At 64.2% G+C, this 23,121-nt stretch carries 21 protein-coding genes; 8 read left to right on the forward strand and 13 right to left on the reverse strand.

Annotated elements, in window-relative coordinates:
- Positions 1-129 precede the first annotated feature (129 nt).
- Together APH28_RS02135 and APH28_RS02140 are read left to right on the forward strand one after the other, a co-directional pair.
- Positions 130-1,035 (forward strand): LysR family transcriptional regulator, encoded by a 906-nt coding sequence (locus tag APH28_RS02135; protein ID WP_060507398.1) that lies wholly within the window; start codon positions 130-132, stop codon positions 1,033-1,035.
- A complete protein-coding gene (locus APH28_RS02140) occupies positions 1,023-1,844 on the forward strand; it encodes an aldo/keto reductase (RefSeq protein WP_060507399.1) in 822 nt (273 codons plus the stop codon). Before APH28_RS02135 ends, APH28_RS02140 begins: the two co-directional genes overlap by 13 nt.
- Before the next feature lie 7 nt (positions 1,845-1,851).
- On the opposite strand, the gene APH28_RS02145 is transcribed toward APH28_RS02140, so the two are convergent.
- From APH28_RS02145 to lexA, 4 genes are read right to left on the reverse strand one after another with little or no spacing between them, the layout of a single operon-like run.
- Positions 1,852-4,932 (reverse strand): error-prone DNA polymerase, encoded by a 3,081-nt coding sequence (locus APH28_RS02145; RefSeq protein ID WP_060507400.1) that lies wholly within the window; start codon positions 4,930-4,932, stop codon positions 1,852-1,854.
- On the reverse strand, positions 4,929-6,347 hold the full coding sequence (locus APH28_RS02150) for a DNA polymerase Y family protein (RefSeq protein WP_060507401.1): 1,419 nt from the start codon (positions 6,345-6,347) through the stop codon (positions 4,929-4,931). The genes APH28_RS02145 and APH28_RS02150 overlap by 4 nt, the downstream gene beginning before the upstream one ends.
- 6 nt (positions 6,348-6,353) lie before the next feature.
- Complete coding sequence (imuA, locus tag APH28_RS02155; protein WP_060507402.1) at positions 6,354-6,974, reverse strand: translesion DNA synthesis-associated protein ImuA; 621 nt, start codon at positions 6,972-6,974, stop codon at positions 6,354-6,356.
- Positions 6,974-7,591 carry a transcriptional repressor LexA gene (gene lexA / locus APH28_RS02160; protein WP_060507403.1) on the reverse strand — a complete coding sequence of 206 codons (618 nt, stop codon included), beginning with the start codon at positions 7,589-7,591 and terminating at the stop codon, positions 6,974-6,976. Before lexA ends, imuA begins: the two co-directional genes overlap by 1 nt.
- A gap of 95 nt (positions 7,592-7,686) precedes the next feature.
- Between lexA and APH28_RS02165 the strand changes: the two genes are divergently transcribed.
- The 3 genes from APH28_RS02165 to APH28_RS02175 all read left to right on the forward strand — a co-directional run bounded on the left by APH28_RS02165 (position 7,687) and on the right by APH28_RS02175 (position 10,952).
- Complete coding sequence (locus tag APH28_RS02165) at positions 7,687-8,349, forward strand: HAD family phosphatase (protein WP_060507404.1); 663 nt, start codon at positions 7,687-7,689, stop codon at positions 8,347-8,349.
- A 170-nt stretch (positions 8,350-8,519) separates the two neighbouring features.
- Positions 8,520-9,248, forward strand: coding sequence for a thioredoxin family protein (locus APH28_RS02170; RefSeq protein WP_060507405.1), 729 nt, complete (start codon positions 8,520-8,522; stop codon positions 9,246-9,248).
- 123 nt (positions 9,249-9,371) lie between these two features.
- Positions 9,372-10,952: a sensor domain-containing diguanylate cyclase gene (locus tag APH28_RS02175; RefSeq protein WP_256248336.1), complete on the forward strand. Its 1,581-nt coding sequence runs from the start codon at positions 9,372-9,374 to the stop codon at positions 10,950-10,952.
- On the opposite strand, the gene ureG is transcribed toward APH28_RS02175, so the two are convergent.
- The 9 genes from ureG to APH28_RS02220 form a co-directional block, all read right to left on the reverse strand.
- Complete coding sequence (ureG, locus tag APH28_RS02180) at positions 10,915-11,538, reverse strand: urease accessory protein UreG (RefSeq protein WP_027916761.1); 624 nt, start codon at positions 11,536-11,538, stop codon at positions 10,915-10,917. The two genes, APH28_RS02175 and ureG, sit on opposite strands and share 38 nt — an antisense overlap.
- A gap of 11 nt (positions 11,539-11,549) precedes the next feature.
- Entirely contained in the window at positions 11,550-12,224 is a 675-nt protein-coding gene (locus tag APH28_RS02185; protein WP_060507407.1) for an urease accessory protein UreF, read from the reverse strand.
- On the reverse strand, positions 12,224-12,769 hold the full coding sequence (locus APH28_RS02190) for a HupE/UreJ family protein (RefSeq protein WP_060507408.1): 546 nt from the start codon (positions 12,767-12,769) through the stop codon (positions 12,224-12,226). The genes APH28_RS02185 and APH28_RS02190 overlap by 1 nt, the downstream gene beginning before the upstream one ends.
- A 23-nt stretch (positions 12,770-12,792) precedes the next feature.
- On the reverse strand, positions 12,793-13,284 hold the full coding sequence (ureE, locus tag APH28_RS02195) for an urease accessory protein UreE (RefSeq protein ID WP_060507409.1): 492 nt from the start codon (positions 13,282-13,284) through the stop codon (positions 12,793-12,795).
- 10 nt (positions 13,285-13,294) lie between these two features.
- Positions 13,295-14,998 carry an urease subunit alpha gene (gene ureC, locus APH28_RS02200; protein WP_060507410.1) on the reverse strand — a complete coding sequence of 568 codons (1,704 nt, stop codon included), beginning with the start codon at positions 14,996-14,998 and terminating at the stop codon, positions 13,295-13,297.
- Positions 14,995-15,312: an urease subunit beta gene (locus tag APH28_RS02205; RefSeq protein ID WP_060507411.1), complete on the reverse strand. Its 318-nt coding sequence runs from the start codon at positions 15,310-15,312 to the stop codon at positions 14,995-14,997. The genes ureC and APH28_RS02205 overlap by 4 nt, the downstream gene beginning before the upstream one ends.
- A 19-nt stretch (positions 15,313-15,331) precedes the next feature.
- A complete protein-coding gene (locus tag APH28_RS02210; RefSeq protein ID WP_060507412.1) occupies positions 15,332-15,634 on the reverse strand; it encodes an urease subunit gamma in 303 nt (100 codons plus the stop codon).
- A gap of 9 nt (positions 15,635-15,643) precedes the next feature.
- A complete protein-coding gene (locus APH28_RS02215; protein WP_060507413.1) occupies positions 15,644-16,477 on the reverse strand; it encodes an urease accessory protein UreD in 834 nt (277 codons plus the stop codon).
- 221 nt (positions 16,478-16,698) lie between these two features.
- Positions 16,699-19,623, reverse strand: coding sequence for an RHS repeat-associated core domain-containing protein (locus tag APH28_RS02220; protein ID WP_177334209.1), 2,925 nt, complete (start codon positions 19,621-19,623; stop codon positions 16,699-16,701).
- Between the two features lie 236 nt (positions 19,624-19,859).
- On the opposite strand from APH28_RS02220, the gene APH28_RS02225 reads away from it, so the two are divergent.
- The 3 genes from APH28_RS02225 (at position 19,860) to APH28_RS02235 (ending at position 23,075) form a co-directional block, all read left to right on the forward strand.
- A complete protein-coding gene (locus tag APH28_RS02225) occupies positions 19,860-20,879 on the forward strand; it encodes a branched-chain amino acid aminotransferase (protein ID WP_060507415.1) in 1,020 nt (339 codons plus the stop codon).
- A gap of 146 nt (positions 20,880-21,025) precedes the next feature.
- Positions 21,026-21,706: a response regulator transcription factor gene (locus APH28_RS02230; RefSeq protein ID WP_060507416.1), complete on the forward strand. Its 681-nt coding sequence runs from the start codon at positions 21,026-21,028 to the stop codon at positions 21,704-21,706.
- Complete coding sequence (locus tag APH28_RS02235) at positions 21,684-23,075, forward strand: HAMP domain-containing sensor histidine kinase (RefSeq protein WP_060507417.1); 1,392 nt, start codon at positions 21,684-21,686, stop codon at positions 23,073-23,075. Before APH28_RS02230 ends, APH28_RS02235 begins: the two co-directional genes overlap by 23 nt.
- Positions 23,076-23,121 lie beyond the last annotated feature (46 nt).

Consider the following 23,121-nt stretch of genomic DNA (forward strand, 5'->3'; position numbering starts at 1 on the left):
TTTTGTAGTTGTTGAACCGACGAGGCTGTCGGTGAGCGTGTGCCCCCATCTTCACCGCTGACGACTGATTTGTTAATTTTGTTTTCATCATCGATTGATAACTTTTCCAAAACAGCGATCGAGGCTGTCATGAACGTCAAGCAACTGCGTGCCTTCGTCGCCGTCGCCAAGTACCAAAGCTTTGCCCAGGCCGGTGAACTCCTGCATGTGTCGCAACCGGCCTTGAGCCTGACCATCAAGGCGCTGGAAGAAAACCTCGGCGGCGCCCTGCTCACCCGCACCACGCGCAGCGTCAGCCTGACCGCCGAAGGCGAGGTGCTGCTGCCGCTGGCCCGGCGCCTGCTGGCCGACTGGGACGACACCGAAGAGATGCTGCGCCAGCGCTTCACCCTGCAGCTTGGCCGCGTCTCGGTGGCGGCAATGCCGGCCTTTGCCGGCAACCTGCTGCCGCATTCACTCAAGGTGTTCCGCCAGCGTTACCCCAAGGTCAACGTCACCGTGCATGACGTGATCAACGAACAGGTGCTGGAACTGGTGCGCCATCGCCGCGTCGAACTGGGCATCGGCTTCGAACCGGAAAACACCGAAGGCCTGAATTTCCACCCGTTGTACATGGACCGTTTCGTCGCCGTGGTGCCGGTCGATTCACCGCTGGCCCTGCAGAGCCAGACCACATGGGCACAACTGTTGGCCGAGGATTTTATCGCCCTGCAACGCCCTTCAGCAGTGCGCTTGCTGATGGAACAGCATGTTGCGGCACACCATGGGAAACTCGCGGTGGCATTCGAAAGCCACCAGCTCTCGACCATCGGCCGCATGGTCGCCAGTGGCCTGGGTGTGAGCGCGGTGCCGGCGCTGTGCATCAACCAGATGCAGGAATTGGGCGCCCACTGCGTGACGCTGGTCGAACCCGCCGTCGAACGGCGTATCGGGGTGATTGCCCTGGCCGATCACAAACTTTCCACCGCAGCCCAGGCGCTGCTCGAGGTACTGCTTTCCCATACCCAGACTCCGGAGGTGACATGCGTTACGTGAAACTGGCAGGTTGCAGCGTGCCGGCCATTGGCCAAGGCACCTGGTACATGGGCGAAGACCCGGCGCGCAAGGCCGCCGAAGTGGCCGCCCTGCAATACGGTATCGAACAGGGCATGACCCTGATCGACAGTGCCGAAATGTATGCCGAAGGCGGCGCCGAGAATGTGGTCGGCCAAGCCATTGCCGGGCGCCGTGATCAGGTGTTTCTGGTTAGCAAGGTGTACCCGCACAACGCCAGCCGCCGGGGTGTGCCTGAAGCCTGCGAACGCAGCCTGAAGCGCCTGGGTACCGAGGTGATCGACCTTTATCTGCTGCACTGGCGTGGGCAGTATCCGCTGGAGGAAACGGTCGAGGCGTTCGAGCGCTTGCGCGAGCAGGGCAAGATTCGCCACTGGGGGGTATCCAACTTCGATGTCGATGACCTGCGCGAACTGCACAACCCGGATTGCGCCACCAATCAGGTGCTGTACAACCCGGCTCAGCGGGGCATTGAATTCGACCTGTTGCCGTGGAGCCGCCAACGGGGCTTGCCGACCATGGCCTACTGCCCGCTGGCCCAGGCTGGCCAGCTGTTGCAGCACCCGGTGCTGAGCGAGATTGCCGAACGCCATGGCGCAACGCCGGCGCAGGTCAGCCTGGCCTGGGTGACACGGGACAATGATGTGATTGCCATTCCCAAGGCGGTGTCATCAGAACACGTGCGGCTGAATGCGGCTGCCGGAGCGTTGACCCTGACAAGTGAAGACTTGCGGGCGATCGACCGGGCGTTTCCCGCACCGACGCGCAAACAGCATTTGGCGATGGTCTGACTCAAGCTCAGTGAAAGTCCCGGCTCTTTACATCCAGCCCCTGCAGCAAGGGGCTGATGTCCTCCAGGCGCCGGGCAATCAAATGCCGCACCCCGTTCTCCTGCTCCAGCCGCCCGCTCACCTTGAGCAGCTGCGACCCGACCAGCGCCCGCCGCTGCCGCTCGGCCAGGTCACGCCAGACCACCACGTTGACCATGCCGTGCTCATCTTCAAGGGTAACGAAGGTCACCCCGCTGGCGGTCTGCGGCCGCTGGCGCCCCACCACCAGTCCGGCCACGGCAATCGCATCGCCATGCTCGACCCCCGCCAGCTCGGCGGAGCTGCGACAGCCCAGCGCCCGTAGCCGTGAGCGCAACAACCTGAGCGGATGCGGGCCCAAGGTCGTTCCCAAGGTGTCGTAATCGGCAACCAGATCCTCGCCCACCGTTGGCGCGGGCAATGCCACGTCAGCTTCCGGCAATGCCTGCACCTCGGCGAACAGCGGCAACTGCGGCTGTACTGCCGCCACCTGCCAGCGCGCCTGGTGGCGGTCACGGGCCAAGGCTCGCAGCGCGCCGGCATCGGCCAGCCGGGCGCGGGCACGGCTGTCGAGCCCGGCGCGCAGGCACAGGTCTTCGACATCCCGCCAGGGGCGCTGCGCCCTCGCCTGCTCCAGCCGGCGAGCATCCGCCTCGCTGAAACCCCGGATCTGCCGCAGCCCAAGGCGTATGGCCAGAACGCTCTGGTGATCCGGCTCCAGCGTGCAGTCCCATTCGCTATGGAACACATCCACCGGCCGTACCTCGATGCCTTGCCGACGCGCCTCCTGCAACAGCTGATCCGGGCTGTAGAACCCCATCGGCCAGCTGTTGACCAGCGCGCAGGTGAAAATCGCCGGTTCGTGGCACTTGAGCCAGCTGCTGGCATAGCACAGCAAGGCGAAGCTTGCCGCATGGGACTCGGGGAAGCCGTAACTGCCAAAGCCTTTGATCTGCTCGAAGATGCGCTCGGCGAACGCAAGGTCGTAACCGTTGCGCAGCATGCCATCGACCAGGCGCTGGCGATGGGGCTCGAGCCCACCATGGCGCTTCCAGGCTGCCATGCTGCGGCGCAGCTGGTCGGCCTCGCCGGGGCTGTAGTCGGCAGCGACCATGGCCAGTTCCATCACCTGCTCTTGAAACAGCGGTACGCCCAGGGTGCGCTCGAACACTTCCTTGAGCTTTTCCGAGGGGTAGGTCACCGGCTCCTGCTTGAGGCGCCGGCGCAGGTAGGGGTGAACCATGTCGCCCTGGATTGGCCCAGGGCGCACGATGGCGACCTCGATCACCAGGTCATAGAAGGTGTCAGGCTTGAGCCGCGGCAGCATGGCCATCTGGGCACGCGATTCGATCTGGAACACGCCCATGGTTTCGGCGCGGCTGATCATCGCGTAGGTCGCCGGGTCTTCGCCGGGGATGGTCGCCAGGGTCAGCTGCCGACCGCGGTGCCGCTGCAACAGGTCGAAGCAGCGGCGCAAGGCGCTGAGCATGCCCAGGGCCAGCACATCGACCTTAAGCAGGCCGACCATGTCCAGGTCGTCCTTGTCCCACTGGATCACCGTGCGTTCGGCCATGGCGGCGTTTTCCACCGGTACCAGGTGGTCCAGCGGCTGCTCGGAAATGACGAAACCACCCGGGTGCTGGGACAGGTGACGGGGGAAACCGATCAGTTCACCGGCCAGTACCAGGATGCGCCGCAGCGACGGGCTTCCGGGCTCGAAGCCGGCCTCTGCCAGCCGTTGAGCGTCCGGGATACGGTCGCTCCAGCGGCCGCAGCACTTGGCCAACGCATCCACCTGGTCGGCCGGCAGGCCTAATACCCTGGCCACATCACGAACAGCCCCGGCAGCGTGGTAGGTATTGACCACGGCAGTCAGGGCGGCGCGGTGCCGGCCGTAACGGCGGAACACGTACTGGATGACTTCTTCGCGCCGGTCATGCTCGAAGTCCACGTCGATATCCGGCGGCTCGTTGCGTTCGCGGGACAGGAAGCGCTCGAACAGCAGGCGATGCTCCATCGGGTCGAGCTCGGTGATGCCCAGCACGAAACACACCACCGAATTGGCTGCCGAGCCACGGCCTTGGCAGAGAATGTGCTGACGGCGGGCAAAGGCGACGATGTCATGCACGGTCAGGAAATAACTCTCGTAACCCAGCTCCTCGATCAGTGCCAGTTCCTTGTCCAGTACCGCACGTACCTTGCTGCTCGGCCCAGCAGGCCAACGCTGGGGCAAGCCCTGCTCGCACAATGCGCGCAGCCAGCTGGAGGGGGTCTGGCCTTCGGGTACCAGTTCGCGCGGGTACTGGTAGCGCAGTTCACCCAGGTCGAACTGGCAACGCTCGGCGATCACCAGGCTCTCGGCCAGCAGGTCTGCTGGGTACAGCTCGGCCAATTGCTCCAGCGAACGCAGGTGACGCTCGCCATTTGCGAACAGGTATCGCCCTGCCTCGGCCACGTTGCAGTGCTGGCGGATGGCGGTCATGCAGTCCTGCAGTGCACGCCGGCCGCGTACGTGCATGTGCACGTCACCGCAGGCGACAGCGCGGATGCCCAGGTGCGCCGCCAGTTCGCTCAGGCGGACCAGGCGCCGGTCATCATCGCTGCCACGGTGCAGGTGTATACCCAGCCACAAGCGCTCGGCGAATACGCCACGCAGCCAGCGGCCAGTTGCCTGGTCATCTGGGTCATCGGCAATCCATAGCGCCAGCAACCCTTCATGGTGCTGCTGCAGATCGTCCGCGAACAATTGGTAGTCGCCCTTCTCGGCCCGCCGCCGGGCGCGGGTGATCAGGGCGCAGAGGTTCTGGTAGCCCGTCAGGTTCTGCACCAATAGCACCAGTTTGGGGCCATCCTGCAGGCGCACTTCGCTGCCGACAATCAAGCGCAATTGCTGCGCCTTGGCGGCCTGCCAGGCGCGTACGATACCGGCCAGGGTGCATTCGTCGGTGATCGCCAATGCCTGATAGCCCTGCTCATGGGCACGGCGGAACAGCTCTTCGGCGCTCGATGCGCCACGCTGAAAGCTGAAATTGGACAGGCAATGCAGCTCGGCGTAGCCCGGCGTGCTCATGCGAACCAGCCCTGCAGCCACAACGGACCGGGTTGAGCCAGATCCTGATAGGCCCAGCCGCGCAGGCCATCGCGGGTTTCGATGCGGTAGTAGTCACGGCGCACGTCACCACCGTCCCACCAGCCCGACTCGATGCGCTCGGCCTGGCCCAGCAGCGTATGGCCAGCCGCCTCGAGGGGTTGTGGCGTGGGCAGCAACCACCCCGGACGGCTACCGGGCAAGGCCGGCAGGCTGCCCTGGGCGCCCTGCTCCGCTTGCTGCCAGGCACACTCGGGACGGTGGTCGGCCTCGGCGCGCAGCCCTTTGACGGCTTCATCACCCAGGCGCGCACGCAGGCGTTCGCGCAGTTGCTCCCAAGGCTGGGCCTGCTTGGCGCGGGGGTCGAACAGTGCCTGGTGCTGGGGCACGAAGGCTGGCAGGTCGTCAGCGACCAACCGCAGGTTACGCACGGGCGCCGGGATGCGCAGCGGCTCAAGGCGCCCGCGGGCCAGTTCGAACAGCATGGCGGCGTCCCGCTCGGCAGAGAGCAGCCCAACGTGCAGCAAGGTGTCCGGCCCTTCGACGTGTTCCAGGTACAGGCTAAAGCGCTGCACACCACAGTCGCGGCCAGCGAGGAAGGCTGCCAGGTCATTGAGCATGCGTCGCAGCGGGAACAGCAAGGCCTGATGCGATTCGATGTCGAAGTTGAGCTCCAGACGCGTTTCGAAGCGGTCCGGCGGCTGATAGAAATCCAGGCCCTTGGAACGCAGGCCGAGCAACTGGTCCAGGTGCAGCTGCACCTGGGCGGAAAAACGCCTGGCCAGCGCATCGCGCGGCAAGGCCAGCACTTGGCCCAACTGGCGCAGCCCCATGCGGGCAAAGGCCTCGGCAGCGTCCGCTGGCAACCCGACACGCTCAATCGGCATGCGCGCCAGCGCTGCCTGGGTCTGGTCGGCGCAGGTCAGTGCCAGGCCATCATGGCCGTTGGCAAGCATACGGGCCGCTACCGGGTTGGTCGCGAGCACGATGCGCTGGCGCAAGCCCAATGCTGCCAATTCTTCACGCAGGCGGGCCTCGAACAATGGCCAAGGGCCGAACAGCTGCAGGCTGGAGCCGACCTCTATCAACAGGGCTCGAGGGTAGTGAAGGCTCACCTGAGCACTGAACTTGTAGGCCCAGGCTGCCAGCAACTGCTGCAGTTGCTCGATGCGGGCCGGATCAGCCTCGACACAATGGAAACCATCGGCCAGGGCCCGCGCGGCGGTCAGCGTCTGCCCCGCCCGCAGGCCAATGGCCGCCGCCGCAGGATTGACGGCTTGCAGCAGGCGACGCTGAACGGGGCCACCGATCAGCACCAGTGGCGTATCGGCGTCGTCACGCTCGCGCAGGATCGAGTCCAGTGCCAGCTGGGGCAGGAGAATGCAGGCCCAGAGCATGGTGCATCAGCCCCGCCCTGGGCAGGCGATAGGCAGCGCCGGTGGCATACCGCCACGGCACTTGAGTACACGCCATTGCGCCGGGCGGGTATCCACGGCGATACGCAAGGCGGCGGGCGACGGGTTGTGCGCCGCCTGCTGCGGCCGACAGGCGAAGGCCAGTGCCTGGCCTGTCTCAGCGGCCACCTGCAGGCGACGCAAAGCGCGGTCATCGGCACGCTCCGGCCAGCACAGCACCGCCGCGCAACTGCCGGAGCGCAAGCATTGTTCGGCGGCCCACAGGGCATCGGCCTGCCCGGCATCGACCTGCACCAGCCAGCGCAGGTCTACACCGGCGGCCTGCCAGGCCGGCGCGTAGGGAATGAACGGCGGCGCCACCAGCACCACTCGCCCGCCTTCATCGGTCAGGCGCGACAAGGTTGGCCAGAGCAGTTGCAACTCGCCACAGCCCGGGCTGGCCAACAGCAACTCGCTGAGGGCAGCAGCCGGCCAGCCGCCATCCGGCAGACGTTGGTCGAGCATCGCATGGCCGGTGGGCTGCAAGCCGGCCGGGCGCACCTGGCCCTGCCGCCCGCGCCAGACCTGGCGCTGGTCGAGCAGCCGATCGAGATCGACCACCGCGCCCATCAGTCGCGCCTCAACAGGCCACAGAACACGCCTTCGATGAAGAACTCGCGTTCAGGCCCCACGTCGATCGGCGCATAGGCCGGGTTGCGCGGCAGCAGCCGGTAGCCACCGGGCTGGCGTTGCAGGCGCTTGATGGTGACCTCGCCATCCAGGCGCGCGACCACGATCTGGCCATCACGTGCCTCACCCTGCTGAAGGATGCCGACCAGGTCGCCGTCGAAGATACCGTCGTCGATCATCGAATCGCCGCGCACTTTAAGCAGGTAATCCGGTGTGCGGCGGAACAGGCTGGGGTCGAGCAGCAATTGCTCGTGAATGCCCAGGTCCGGGCCGATCGGCGCACCGGCTGCCACTTGCCCCAGCACGGGAATCTCGAGGATCTCCGGCCGGCGCAGGGGCTCGGCCAGGCGAATGCCCCGCGCCTGGTTTGGCGTGACATCAATGTAACCGGCCTGCCTCAACGCGGTGATGTGCTTGCGCGCGACACTGCGCGAGGCAAAACCGAAGCGGCTGGCGATATCGGCCAGGCTCGGAGGCTGGCCGTGGTCGGCAATGCGCTCGCGAATGAATTCGAGGATTGCACGGCGTTTTGGGGTGAGATTGTCCATGGAGCACATTTGTACTCTTTTCGGCGTACGCTGAACAGCCCCCTTTGTCGTCAGCTTTGGTTATCATCCCCGGGCTTTTGTTTATGTGAATACCTGGATACCTGATGCTGACTGCCCTGCTGTTCGATCTCGATGGAACCTTGACCGACACCGACACCCTGCACTTGCAGGCCTTTCGCCAACTGCTTCACGACTATGACGGCCGCGAGTTGACCCAGGAGCAATTCGATGCCCAGGTCAGTGGCCGGGCCAATGGCGAACTGTTTGCCGAATTGTTTCCACTTGCCGATACCACCGAGCGCCACGCGCTGGCCGACCGCAAGGAAGCGCTTTTCCGCGAACTGTCACCCGAGCTGCAACCCATGCCAGGCCTGCTGCGCCTGATGGACCATGCGCGAGCCTGGGACATCGGCATGTGCGTGGTGACCAATGCACCCCGGCTCAATGCCGAGCACATGCTCACAGCCATGGGCCTTGGGGAACGCTTCGAGCATGTGCTGGTGGCCGAAGAGCTGGAGCGGCCCAAGCCTGATCCGCTGCCCTACCTGACCGGGCTGCAGCGCTTGGAAGTGGAGGCTGGGGAAGCGCTGGCATTCGAGGATTCGTTGCCGGGGGTGACGGCTGCGAGCAGGGCCGGAATCTTCACCGTGGGGGTTGCCACCACCCAGACGCCGGAGCGGCTGCTGGCTGCGGGGGCCAAGCTGGTGGTGAAAGATTTCAATGATCCGCAGCTGTGGACGGTGATCGAGGCCATGTGCTCGCCTTGATTTATTGATCAGGGCGGGCAATCGAGCGCCGCCCGCGCGGCGCTCGATCTCACAGGCGCCACACATCCAGAGCCGAACACACTCAACCACTCATCGCCCATCCGCCCGGCCTGTCGATTTCCCTCACTTCAAATCGACCAAAAGCTGAACCCCCAAGCGGAGTCAGCACCATGAGCACCCCCGATCAAAAACACCCGGTCGCAACGCGCGACCAATGGCTGGCCGCTCGCCGCCAACTTTGGCTACACGAAAAAGCCTTCACCCACCAACGCGACGAACTGGCCGCCGCCCGCCGCGCCCTGCCCTGGGTCAAGGTCGAACAGCCCTACCGTTTCCACGGCCCGGACGGCGAGCTGAGCCTGGCCGACCTGTTTGCCGGGCGCAGCCAGCTGCTGGTCTATCACTTCATGTTCGCCGAAGGCTGGAGCGAAGGCTGCCCAGGCTGCTCGTTTCTCGCTGACCATTTCGATGGCGCCAACCTGCACCTGGCCCACCACGACGTTTCGCTGGTGGCCGTGTCACGCGCGCCCTACCCCGAATTCCAGGCCTTCCGCCAGCGCATGGGCTGGCGCTTCCCCTGGTACTCATCCGACGGCAGCGGTTTCAACGAGGACTTCGGCGTCAGCGTCGGCAGCGAAGGCCAACGCCAGTACAACTACGCGCCGTACACCGGCAATGAGGCCGAGTTGCCCGGCCTGAGCGCCTTCTACATGGACCCGGACGGCACGCTCTACCATACCTATTCGACCTACGCCCGTGGCCTGGACATCCTGATCAACACTTACAACTTCCTCGACATCGCCCCACTGGGGCGCAACGAGACCGGGACCTTGGACTGGGTCCGGCACCACGATCGCTACGAGGGCCAAGCCGGCAAACCCCATTGCTGCCATGAGTGACCCATCGCCCAAAGTGCCACCTGCCGCACAACGGCGGCACTTTGGCAGCAGCCTGGCAGAAACCGGCCATACTTGAGCCCGTCGCCCTTGCCAGACAGACCCGCCATGCCCAAGCGCTTGCCCATGATCGATCTGCGAACCCTGGTGCTCGGCATCGTCGTGCTGGCGTGCCTGGCGACGCTGGGCAATGCCCTGTATGTCGCCTACCGGGTGCAGCACAACACGTTGGTACAGTTTTCCCTGAAGGCCAACCAGGCCTATGCCAGCAAAGTGGCTTCGAGCATCACCGAGTTCCTGCGCTCGTCCCGCAGCCATCTGATTTACAGCGCCGGGCAACTTGCCGGCGGCCTGGACGACCCACTGTTGCTGCAAGCCGAAGCCAAGCGCCTGCAAGCCCAGGATGAGGACTTCAACTCCATTGTCATCGTCAATGCGCAGGGGCAAGTGCTGGTGGCGTACCCGGATATTCGCCAGATCGCCAGCCACCGCCAGCGTTCATCAGAAATCCAGCAGGCCGTCGATGCCCGCAAGCCGCTGGTCAGCCCGGCCTACACCTCACGGGGGGACGAGCTGGTGGTGTTCGTCTCGGAGCCGATCTTCGCTGCAGACGGGCGCTACCTGGGCCTTGTCGGTGGCTCGGTGTTTCTCAAAAAAGAAAGCGAACTGCACACGGTGATCGGCCAGCATTATCAGCATGACGGCACCTTTGCCTTCGTCGCCGACGCCAACGAACGCCTGCTCTACCACCCCGACCATGAACGCATCGGCGCGCTGGCCACCGGCAGCCCGACCATTGAAGCGGCCCTGCGCGGCGAGACCGGTAACCTGGATGCGCCCAACTACATCGGCATCCCCATGCTCGCCGGCTTCGCCCCGGTGCCTGACACGCACTGGGCCGTGGTCGCCCAGCAACCGCGCGAACTGGCGCTGGCTCCGCTGCATGAACTGATGCGCAAAGTGCTGTTGTACATTCTTCCGGCCAGCCTCATCGGCTTCCTGCTGCTGTTGTGGATGACCTACTGGCTGATCAAGCCACTGCGCCAGTTGGCACACGGCGCCAGGCACCTTTCAGCCAGCGAAACCGCCAATGAACTGCGGGGGATAGATGCCTGGTACGTCGAGGCCGCTGCCATCCGCCGGGCCCTGCTCACTGCCGAGCGCCTGATGCAGGAGAAGTTCGGCAAGCTGCGCCAGGAAGCCCAGAGTGACGCCCTTACTGGCCTGGCCAACCGTCGGGCGCTGCAACTGGCACTCGCTACCTTGATGGAAAGCGAACGCGCATTCGCTGTGCTGGCGCTGGACATCGATTTCTTCAAACGGGTCAACGACACCTATGGCCATGACGCCGGCGATGACGTGCTCAAGCACCTGAGCGAGCTGCTGCGGCAGAATTCCCGCCAGCAAGACCTGCCCTGCCGGGTCGGCGGCGAGGAGTTCACCATGCTGCTGCCGGACACCACCCTGGCCGATGCCCGGCGTATCGCCGAGCGCATCCGTGAGGCGGTCGAACAGGCCGACACGCCCCACTGCGGCAAACTCACCCTGTCGGTCGGCGTGGCCTGCCGTCAGCCCGATAGCGAGCTGGCCGAAACCCTGCTCAAGCAAGCCGACGAGATGCTGTACAAGGCCAAGCAGAACGGCCGCAACCGCGTCGAGGTACAGGCATTCAACCCCTCACACCCAGCATCCCCCGCTCCACGATGAAGTCGATCACCGCCTGCAGGCCCTCGCCCTTCTTCAGGTTGCTGAAGGTCCAGGGGCGCTGCGGGCGCATGCGCTGGGTGTCACGCTCCATCACTTCCAGCGAAGCCCCCACGTAAGGCGCCAGGTCGGTCTTGTTGATCACCAGGAAATCCGACTTAGTGATGCCGGGGCCGCCCTTGCGCGGGATTTTCTCGCCTTCGGCCACGTCGATGACGTAGATGGTCAGGTCGGCCAGCTCGGGGCTGAAGGTGGCGCTAAGGTTATCGCCACCGCTTTCGACGAAGATCACTTCAAGATTGCCGAACTTGCGCGCCAGGGCTTCGACGGCCGCCAGGTTCATCGACGCATCCTCGCGGATGGCGGTGTGCGGGCAGCCACCGGTCTCGACGCCAACGATACGTTCAGGCTCCAGGGCACCGGCCTCGGTGAGGATGCGCTGGTCTTCCTTGGTGTAGATGTCATTGGTGACCACGGCGATCTGGTAGTGATCGCGCATGGCCTTGCACAGGCATTCGAGCAGCGCGGTCTTGCCAGAGCCGACCGGGCCGCCGACACCGACGCGCAGGGGTTGCTGATAGCTTTGCATGGAGGCAGTCCTCAGGAACGGAACAAACGGGTGTATTGGGTTTCGTGACGTGAAGAAGCGATTGCCAGCAGCGGCAAGCCGCCGCCGAGCTGGTCATCGGCCAAAGCCAAGGCCTCGTCCAGTACGCCGGGCAGTTCGGCGCCCAGGTCGCGCAACAAGGTCTGCGCCGCCTGCTGGCCGAACGGCACCAGCTTGACCCCGGCCATCACCGCCCCCTCGAGCCAGGCGAAGGCATGGCCGAGGGCCAACTGGCGCAGCGGGATCTGCCAGTGCGCGGCAAGCCAGGCCATGCCGCCAAGCTGACTGAGTTCGAGGCTGGCGCGCCAGGCCGGGTCCTGGCCCAGCTGCCAGCCATCGAGCAACCGCGCCAGGGCCGAGCCGCGCTGCTGTTCTTCCAGGCGCAGCTCGGCGGTTTCGCGGTTGGCCAGCAGGAAGCGGCTCCAGTGGGCGAATGCTTGCGCATCGTCGGCCTCACAGGCGCGGTACAGGCGCGCCAGCACCGGCCAGTCCAGGTGGGCAAGGGTGTCGTGCAACTGCTCGCGCTGCCAGGCACTGAAGCCGGCAGTGTCGCGTACCCAGCCAGCCTCGACGGCCCACTCCAGCCCCTGCGAGTAGGTGAAACCACCCACCGGCAGGCCTGGACTGGCCAGCTGCAGCAGGCGCAGCAGTGCCAGGTCGCTGTTCATCAACCGGCCAGCACCAGCGCGGCGCCAGCCAGCATGCCGCCGCCGAAGGCTTTCTGCAGGCCGCTGTGTCGGCGCAGCAGGCAACCGACGCCGAAGCCGACGGCCAGCAGCAGGCCGCTGACGGTGACAAAGCCGGCGCTGAACATCCAGAACGCGCTTGGCGTGGCTTCGACGCCGTGAGCCCAGCCGTGAAACAGGGCGAACACCGGCATGGCCAGGGCCAGCAGCAACTGACGGCTCGGCAGCAGCACGGCGGCTGCAGCCACCAGCACCGACAGGGCGATCATGCTTTCCATGCCCAGCACATCGCCGAACAGGTGGCCACACACGGCACCGGCGAACATCGAAGCCAGGGTGGCCAGTGGCAGGGCCAGGTTGCGCCGGGTCAGCGCGGCCAGCACACCGGTACCCAGTAGCATCAGCAGGTGGTCAAGGCCGGTCAGCGGGTGCAGCAAGCCGTCATGCAATGGGTTGCCGTCGTGACCTGGGTGGGCGAAAGCCGGTAGTGCGACCATCAGCAGGGCAAGGGCGAAAATCTTTTTCATGGTGGGTTCCTTATATGAGGGATTCAGCAATGGGCTGGCAGGCGCACGAATGGATGGTCGTTGCTGTGACTGTGACTGTGGCTGTGCGGTGCGCTCTGGTAGGCGCCGGCTTCGGGCTCGAACGGTGCCTGCTCGGCCTCCACCGTCAGGCCCAGGCCGCGCAGCATGTCGTCGAGCACATAATCGTGCTGGTAACGCAGCAGGCCAGGCTCGATCTGCAGCGGCACATGGCGGTTGCCCAGGTGATAGGCGGCGCGGGCCAGCAGGTGCGGGTCATCGCAGCGCACGGTGGAAACCGTTTCGGGGGCTGCCAGTACCCGGATCACATGGGCTCCGGACGCATCGGCGAGCAACTCGCCGCCGCGCAGCAGGTGGCCACGTTCGAGCATCAGGCCCGCTTCGCGGCCATCGTCGAGGGCCACGCGCAGGCGGCTCTTGATGCGGCTGTCGACGTCCAGTGTCACGGTACCGGTGACGGTCTCGGATGCCTCGATCCGGCGGGTCAGGACAATCATCTTCACTCCTTCAGAACAGGAAATAGCGCTGGGCCAGCGGCAGTTCGCTGGCCGGCTCGCACACCAGCAACTCGCCGTCGGCACGCACCTGGTAGGTTTGCGAATCGACTTCGATCACTGGCTGCAAGGTGTTGTGGACCATGTCGGCCTTGCGCACCCGGCGGCAGCCGTGGGCTACACCGATCAGGCTCTGCAGCCCCAATTGCTGATGCAGGCCACGGTCCATGGCGGCCTGGGGCAGGAAGGTCATGCGCGTGGCGTGGCGGGCTGCGCCCATGGCGCCGAACATCGGCCGGTAATGCACCGGCTGCGGGGTCGGAATCGAGCCGTTGATGTCACCCATCGGCGCGGTGGCGATCATCCCGCCCTTGATCACCAGGGCCGGCTTGACTGCAAAGAAGGCCGGCGACCAGAGCACCAGGTCAGCCAACTTGCCCACCTCCACCGAGCCGACTTCATGGGCAATGCCATGGGTCAGCGCCGGGTTGAGGGTGTACTTGGCGATGTAGCGCTTGACCCGGAAGTTGTCGCTGTAGCCGGTGTCCGGCGCCAGCGGCCCGCGGCGCAGCTTCATCTGGTGCGCCACCTGCCAGGTGCGCAGCACCACTTCGCCGACCCGGCCCATGGCCTGGGAATCGGACGAGGTCATGGCGAAGGCGCCCATGTCGTGGAGGATGTCCTCGGCCGCGATGGTCTCGCGGCGGATGCGCGACTCGGCGAAGGCCACGTCCTCGGCGATGCTCGGGTCCAGATGGTGACAGACCATGAGCATGTCCAGATGCTCATCCACGGTGTTGACCGTGTACGGCAGGGTCGGGTTGGTCGAGGACGGCAGCACGTTGGCCTGCCCGGCCGCACGGATGATGTCCGGTGCGTGGCCGCCACCAGCACCCTCCGTGTGGAAAGTATGGATGGTGCGGTCACCAATGGCGGCCAGGGTGTCTTCGATACAGCCCGATTCGTTCAAGGTGTCGGTATGGATCGCCACCTGGATGTCCATCTCTTCGGCCACGCCCAGGCAGCAGTCGATGGCGGCCGGGGTCGAGCCCCAGTCCTCGTGCAGCTTCAGGCCCACGGCGCCGGCGGCGATCTGCTCACGCAGCGCTTCGGGGCGCGAGGCGTTGCCTTTGCCCAGCAGGCCGATGTTGATCGGCAAGCAATCGGCGGCCTGGAGCATCCTCGCCAGATACCAGGGCCCCGGCGTGCAGGTGGTGGCATTGGTGCCGGTGGCCGGGCCAGTGCCGCCGCCAATGAAGGTGGTGACGCCACTGGTCAGCGCCTCCTCCACCTGCTGCGGGCAGATGAAGTGGATGTGTGAGTCGATGCCACCGGCGGTGACGATTTTGCCTTCGGCGGCGATCACTTCGGTACCCGGGCCTACCGGCACGGTCACACCCGGCTGCACGTCGGGATTACCGGCCTTGCCGATCGCAGCAATGCGTCCTTGCTTGACGCCGATATCGGCCTTGACGATGCCCCAGTGGTCGATGATCAGGGCATTGGTCAGCACCAGGTCCATGGCCTCGGCGGCGAGCATCTGGCCTTGGCCCATGCCGTCGCGGATGACCTTGCCACCCCCGAACTTGACCTCTTCGCCGTAGACCGTGAAGTCCTTCTCGACTTCAACCCACAGTGCGGTGTCGGCCAGGCGCACGCGGTCGCCGACAGTGGGGCCGAACATGTCAGCGTAGGCCCGACGGGAAATACGGCTCATGCTTCACGCTCCAGTGCGCCATTCACCTTGCCCTGAAAGCCATACACTTCACGCTTGCCGGCATAGGCCACCAACTGCACGGTGCGCGCCTGGCCCGGCTCGAAGCGTACGGCGGTGCCAGCCGGGATATCGAGGCGAAAACCACGGGTCGGTGCGCGCTCGAATACCAGCGCATCATTGACCTCGTAGAAGTGGTAGTGCGAACCGACCTGTACCGGCCGGTCGCCATGGTTGGCCACGCTGACGCTGACCGTGTCACGGCCAACGTTGAGTTCGATGTCGCCAGCGGCGACCTGAATTTCACCTGGGATCATGCTGGGCTCCTGCGCCAGGTCAGACGATGGGGTCGTGCACGGTCACCAACTTGGTACCGTCGGGGAAGGTCGCTTCGACCTGCACGTCATGCAGCATCTCCGGGACGCCCTCCATGACCTGCTCACGGCCGATCACTTCGCGGCCCAGGCTCATCAACTCGGCCACCGTGCGGCCATCGCGGGCGCCTTCGAGCACCGCCGCGCTGATCAGCGCCACCGCCTCCGGGTAGTTGAGCTTCAGGCCACGGGCCAGGCGCCGTTCGGCCAGCAGCGCGGCGGTGAACAGCAGCAGTTTGTCTTTCTCTCTCGGGGTCAGCTCCATGGCGCTCTCTCAAGTGGCCCAGATGCGCGGCGGGCATGCGGCCAGGCCGAGAACGGCCGGGCGCAGGGCATGCCAGAGGCGCTGCAGGGTGTGTTGCAGGTGTTGGTTATCGTGATCGAGCAGGCGGATCACCAGCAGCGAGCCAAGCAAGGTCGCGCCTGCAGGGGTGTCGAGTTCATCGAGTAGCGCGCGCACCTGTTCCAGCACAGCCGAGGTCGCGGGCGCCGCGCAGAACGTGGCGACCAGCGGGTGACCGCCGACCTTGGCCAATTGCCCGCCGGCGATACGCAGCCGCTCGTGCAGGCCGGTGTCGCCGGGCAGCTCGATGGACAGGCGGCTGTCCAGTGCGCCGTGCTCGAAACACTCGTTCATGACCGGCCGGCCCAGGCACAGGGTCTCCCAGGCCAGCAACTTCGCGCCCGGCTCCAAAGTGAAGCGGCTGTCGAGGCTGGCACGGGCGCCGTTGAAGAAGATGCTGTCCTGCGGCAGCCATTCCAGGGTGCTGCCGGCCTGAAGGTGAAAGCGCTGGGCCAGCCACGCGGTAGGGCCAATGCTGCGGTAGAACTTGCTGGCGCCAGGCATGGTCAGCAGCGCATGGCTGCCCGGCTCGAGGTGGATGTCCAGTTCCAGGCGGTCACCCGCGACGATGCCGCCTGGCGGGTGCAGTACATAAACGTGGCACGGTGCGCCCTCCGGATAGAACGGGCGCTGCACCAAAAGCGGGCCAAAGTGACGGCGCGCACCAAGGCGGGTCACCCCATTGCGCTCGATGAAGCGCAGTTGCAGGTGCGCGCTCCAGCCTGCATCTGGTTCAGATTGTTCCACCTGCGTTGCTAATAACATCCTACAGCCCCTGAATTCCGTGGCCAGCCGAGATATCAGAGCGGCTCGCGCGATTCAGCACGACGCTGGCGGGCTGACCACTCGATCAAATTTCGCTGGCTGGATATAGCAGGTTGCGGGCCAAGTACGCAGGTGAAAGCAAATGAAATATTTGGCTTTTGTTTGGCAGGTCGCAGGATGATGCACGGTGTGGGGGCGACACGCCGCCCCCCTTTGGGTCATCAACGGTGGGCGAATGATTTGTGGCGGTCCCATCTAGGGTGATTGGGGTTGGAATGGTGTGAGATCGGACGGTGGCTTGTCAGGATGCCCAGACCTCGCCTTGTAATCAGTGCGCGCAGTTCGCCGATTTCTTCCCTGACGTGAGTGACATGACTGTCGAACCTGCTTTGCGTCACGACTGCAGGCGACAACAAGGATCGTCCCTGTACGCGCAAACCGATGGCATGGCTTTTTTTCAGGGACCAAGGCAGTGGGTAAAACGCCAGGTCACGGCCATCATTTTCAAACGCATTGTTCATGTGATCTATCAATCCGTTGAGAACCGACTCTGCCTTATCCAGCTCGGCCTCAAGCTGCGTCACCAGGTCTTCCTTGGATAACCTGATTGCCTTGGCGACCCTCCAGGGAATCTCGGCCATGGCAACCACGGGCACCAGTGGCACTGCACTGGCCAACTCTTCCATCAGGGTATGCTGCGCCGCTTGGTCGAAGGCGTTGCCAGCGACCTCTTCACTCACCGCCCCCGCGTCTACGCCAAGAGCGTCCAAGGCCTGACGCAGGGATCCGGGTTTTGACAGGCGATCAATTTTTTCGGCCACCTTGACCTGCGGCGAAGGCAAATAGTCCGGGATGATCACTGAGGTCACTTGACCTGCAACCACGCCTGCTGCATGCGTACCCACCACCGGTACCACCGAGCCGACTGCGGCACCCAGAAAGCTGCCTGCCGACACCGTGGCCGCCTTGATTCCAGAGAAGACTGCACCATAGGTGGTGGTTCGCCTTTTCGATTCCAGAAAATCACGACTCCGTTCCTTTAGCGTCCGCAGAATGCCCCCGGCCTCCCTGACCGCCTTGTACTTCCTGTAGATATCCCTTTCTGCCGACAATCCATCGTCATCACCCCACGTCAGCGGAGAGTTGCGCACCATTCGATAGACATTCATGCCGTCCACCCAGCCTGCCGGGTCGGCACTCAACCAGCGTGCGACCCAGGGTTGGTAATAGCGCTGGCCGAAGTAATACAACCCCGTCGCATCCCGCTCCTTGCCGGCAAAACGCTGTGTTCTATAACCTGCCTCCACTTCGTTGCGGGTCGACCACACGGCGGTGCCGCCGTAGGGGTAATAGTCCTCACGGCTGATTACCTGCCCGCTGCCGTCCAGCTCCAGGCCGACACTTGCGGTCAAATTGCCGTATGAGTAACGCAATGCACCGTTCTCGATGCCTGCCGGCAGTCCGACCTGCCAATGCAGCACCCGCACCTGCACCCTACCCACCCCACCGACCTGCAACACCTGCAACGCCTGGGTAACATCCAGGCCATGACGCCAGGTGCGCATTTCGAGGGCGGGCAGATACAGCACGTGTTCGCTGCCGGAAGCGTAAATCGAGATTTTTTCCGTGCGCTGCCGATTGCCGTCGTACCGGTAGCACTCTCCCTCCATCAGGCCGTGATCGCCAGCCACCAGCACGACCTCATGCAAGGCCTGTCGAGAAGTCCACGACAGCGCCTGACCTGGCTGCAGCAAACGTTGATTACCTGCCGCATCGAACAGCGCAGCCACTTGCAACGGGTCTTCGGTTAATGCGCTCGACACGGCGCGGTTGCTGCGCCCGGACACGGTGATGGCCAGCGTGTAGCTGCCCCGGGCCAGGGGTGATACGTGGCTGATGCGGTTCAGATTGCCCCCACGATCATAGGCATAGCGGCGGACGTAGTTCACCAGCGAGCCGTCTTGGCCACGCAGGGGTATGGAAGGCGGGAGCAAGGCCGGATTACGTTGCGCGTTTTCAGCCATTTCGCGACCGCTGGCCGAGACCAGTTGATAGAGGGTGTCGTATTCACAATGCTGCGCGGGCATGACCTTCTGGTTATTCCAGAATCGCGTCGCCTCGGCGTCGCTGTACACGCCAACCACATTGCCCACGGGGTCATACGCGTAATGCAGCGCCTGCAGCAACCTTGGCCCGAACGCATGCCCGGCAGGTCGCTGTATACGCATGCCGCAAAGGCGCTGGGTCCTCGGCTCATAGCTGTAGTGCGTGACGACACCGTTGCCGTGCACTTCACCCAAGGTCTCGCCACTGGCCGCATAGGTCCGCGACTTGAGCACGATGCGTTCGATGCCACCCTCGAGGGTCAGCCAACTGTTGGCGAGTGAACCTGCAACATCGTATGCGTGCCGCTGCACATGATCTTGCGCATCGATCTGCTCGCGCAACGCGCCCATGGCGTCCACCGCATAGCAGGTGGTGTAGGGCGTCGGCGACAACAGCAGATCCCACTGCTCCACGCTTGCACCTCGCCAATCGGCCTCGCTACCGGGCTTGAGCAACCTTCTGGTGGTCGCCAGCGCCACCCCGGTGATGCCCACTCGGTCCTGGCCGAGGCAACCCGCCGTGTCGTAGTGACGGACGCACAGCCCGGCCAGGTTGCGCGCCTTGATCGCCGTCGATGCATCCCCCCAGTTGAAACGCTCCACGATAACCCGTGGTTGTGCGCTGACCTGCTCGCTGACATAGGTCAAACGACCGGCCAGCGGTACTGCTTCATAGTGCTGCCGACGCGTGACGCCCATTCCATTAACCTGCAGCAGCGCGCGGCCGTCGATACTGGCCAGGGACATATCGGTACCGGCATCGACGCAATCGGTTCGTGACAGCCGCCCACTGAATGAGTAGCGCATCGAGCAATTGACCAGCCCCTCGTCCTCGCCCTGAGCGTGCTCGTGCAAACGCGGGTCGACGCTGTTCAGCCGTTGCCCGAGCGCGTTGAATCGATGGCGGGTGATGCGCGGGTCAGTCTGGGCCATCGCTTGTGGATGGCGGTGGTAAGCGATTTCGCGCACACCCAGCCCCCTGTTATCAGTGATCATCACGTCGGGCGTGCCGCAATGGAGGGCCTGAGCGTTCCTGTTCATACCGTTCATCCTGGGTATTTGCTCGTTGCAGACTTTTTAGCCTAGACACTACTGACCACCTCACAAGGAACAGCACAGGCTCCGACGGGGCCAACCGATAGAGGTGCAGCGTCTGCCAGCCCTCACCCAATTCGTCACTGACCGTTCCCGATCCGCGACGGATGTATTATCGTGGCGAGGTGCGCATATAACAGCAGCCCGAGCAATCGGGCACTTGCAAGACAATCGAGGGTGTCATGAGTAACGAAAGCATTAACTGGGACAAGCTGGGTTTCGACTACATCAAGACCGACAAGCGCTACCTGTCCGTATGGCGCAATGGTGAGTGGGACAAAGGCACCCTGACCGAAGACAACGTGCTGCACATCAGTGAAGGCTCCACTGCCCTGCACTATGGCCAGCAGTGCTTCGAAGGCCTCAAGGCCTACCGTTGCAAGGATGGCTCGATCAACCTGTTCCGCCCAGACCAGAACGCCGCCCGCATGCAGCGCAGCTGCGCGCGCCTGCTGATGCCGCAGGTGCCGACCGATGTGTTCATCGAAGCGTGCAAGCAAGTGGTCAAGGCCAACGAGAAGTTCGTCCCGCCGCACGGCAAAGGCGCCCTGTACCTGCGCCCGTTCGTGATTGGCACCGGTGACAACATTGGCGTGCGCACCGCCCCCGAGTTCATCTTCTCGATCTTCGCCATCCCGGTTGGCTCGTACTTCAAGGGCGGCATGAAGCCGCACAACTTCCAGATTTCCAGCTTCGACCGTGCCGCCCCTCAGGGCACTGGCGCAGCCAAGGTCGGTGGCAACTACGCGGCCAGCCTGCAGCCAGGCGCTGAGGCCAAGAAGGCCAACTTCGCCGACGCCATCTACCTCGATCCACTGACCCACACCAAGATCGAGGAAGTCGGTTCGGCCAACTTCTTCGGCATCACTGCCAACAACGAATTCGTCACCCCGAAGTCGGCCTCGGTTCTGCCAGGCATCACCCGCCTGTCGCTGATGGAACTGGCGCAATCGCGCCTGGGCCTGACCGTGATCGAAGGCGACGTTGAGATCAGCAAGCTCGACCGCTTCATCGAAGCCGGCGCTTGCGGCACCGCCGCGGTGATCACCCCAATCGGTGGCATCGAGTACAATGGCAAGCTACACGTGTTCCACGACCTGGAAAAAGTCGGCCCGGTCACCCAGAAGCTCTACAACGAGCTGACCGGTATCCAGAGCGGCGACGTCGAAGCGCCAGCAGGCTGGATCGTCAAGGTCGCCTGAGCCGCTGCGCCACGCTGACCGACGGGGCATGCCAGACACTGGCATGCCCCGTTTTGTTTTACCCGGCGTAGATGAATTTTTCTTAAATCGCCGTTTGGCTATTCTTTGGCACAATCAAGTCTCCAAATAGACGCCCAGGAACGAGCATGCCACGCGTACTGACCATCGAAGACGACGCCGTCACCGGCCAGGAAATCGTCGCCGAACTCTCCAGCCATGGCCTGGATGTGGATTGGGCCGACAACGGCCGCGAGGGCCTGGCCAAGGCCATTGCCGGCGGTTACGACCTGATCACCGTCGACCGCATGCTGCCCGAGGTCGATGGCCTGACGATCGTCACCACCCTGCGCAACCTCAAAATCGCCACGCCGATCCTGATGATCAGCGCCCTGTCTGACGTCGACGAGCGTGTGCGCGGCTTGCGCGCCGGTGGCGACGACTACCTGACCAAGCCGTTCGCCTCCGACGAGATGGCGGCACGGGTCGAGGTGTTGCTGCGTCGCAACAGCGTACCCATGACCCAGACCCGCCTGCAGGTCGCCGACCTGCAGCTGGACCTGATCAGCCACGAGGCTCGCCGCGGCGAGCACACCCTCAACCTGTTGCCTACCGAGTACAAGCTGCTGGAATACCTGATGCGCCACAGCGGCCAGGTGATCACGCGGATGATGATCTTCGAGGAAGTCTGGGGCTACCACTTCGACCCGGGCACCAACCTGATCGACGTGCATATCGGTCGCCTGCGCAAGAAGATCGACTCCCCCGGCCAGTCGCCACTGATCCGTACGGTACGGGGCTCGGGCTATGCCATTGCTGAACCCGTCTAAGGGCTGGAGTTCGTCCACCAGCCGCTTGTTGGCGCTGTACAGCTTTCTCTTCGTGGCCTGGAGCAGCATCCTCATGGGGGTGCTGTACTTCGAGGTCTCGAGCTACCTGAACAAGCTCACCCGCCATTCCATGCTGCAGCGCCAGCACCTGTTCGCACACATGAGCGGCAAGCAGCTGGACGACGCCCTGGTCGCCAGCCAGGCCTTCGAAGAACGCAGTTTCGATGCCTATGGCCTGTTCGACGCCCAGTTCAACCCGGTGGGCGGGCGCATTCGCGCGATCCCCCCTGATCTGGGCCTGGACGGCAAGGTGCACGAGCTCCAGCGCTGCCTGGACGCCGATGATCCGCACATGCCCCGTGACAGCTGCGATGCGGTGGCGATCAAGGTGCAGGATGGCCGCTGGCTGGTGCTGTTCCGCGACAATGGTTCGCTGTTCGTGGTCACCCGCATCATCCTGCATGCATTGCTGTGGGGCATCTCACTGACCCTGATCCCGGGCTTTGCCGGCTGGTACCTGCTGCGCCGTCGCCCGCTGAAGCGCATCCGTGCTATCCAGGCCCAGGCCGAGCTGATCGTCGCGGGTGACCTGACCCACCGTTTGCCGCTGTCGGCACGCCGCGATGAGCTGGACATGCTGGCAGACATCGTCAATGCCATGCTTGACCGCATCGAGCGGCTGATGCATGAGGTCAAAGGCGTCTGCGACAATATCGCCCACGACTTGCGCACGCCCCTCACCCGCCTGCGGGCGCAGCTGTACCGTATTCGTCAGCAGAGTGCGCACGACTCGCCACAAGCCGAGGCGCTGGACCAGGCGATTGGCGAGACCGACACGTTGATGGCACGCTTTCGTGGCCTGTTACGCATCAGCGAATTGGAAGACCGCCAGCGTCGCGCCGGTTTCGTTGAGCTTGATCCGCATGATCTGCTGGTGGAATTGCACGATTTCTACCTGCCGCTGGCCGAAGATGGCGGTATTCGCCTGAACCTTGATCAGCCTGCGCAATTGCCAGCGCTGCATGGTGATCGCGAGTTGCTGTTCGAGGCGCTGGCCAACCTGGTGGGCAATGCCATCAAGTTCACACCCGAAGACGGTCGCGTTGCCATCAGGGCGACTCAGGATGAGCTGGGTGTGCACGTTGCCATCGAAGACAGCGGGCCGGGGATTCCTGAAGAAGAGCGGACTGCGGTGTTGAAGCGGTTCTACCGCAGCGAGGAAGGCCACCGCCATTCCGGGTTCGGCCTGGGGTTATCGATCGTTGCGGCGATCGTCGACCTGCATGGGTTCGGGCTTGAAATTGGCGAGAGCGAGCTGGGTGGGGCGAAGCTGGTGCTGCACTGCCCACTGGCCGGCTTGGCCAAATAAAGCTGGGGCCGCTTTGCGGCCCTTTCGCGACACAAGGCCGCTCCTA

The sequence above is a fragment of the Pseudomonas sp. NBRC 111124 genome (genome assembly GCF_001320245.1).
GTDB lineage: Bacteria > Pseudomonadota > Gammaproteobacteria > Pseudomonadales > Pseudomonadaceae > Aquipseudomonas.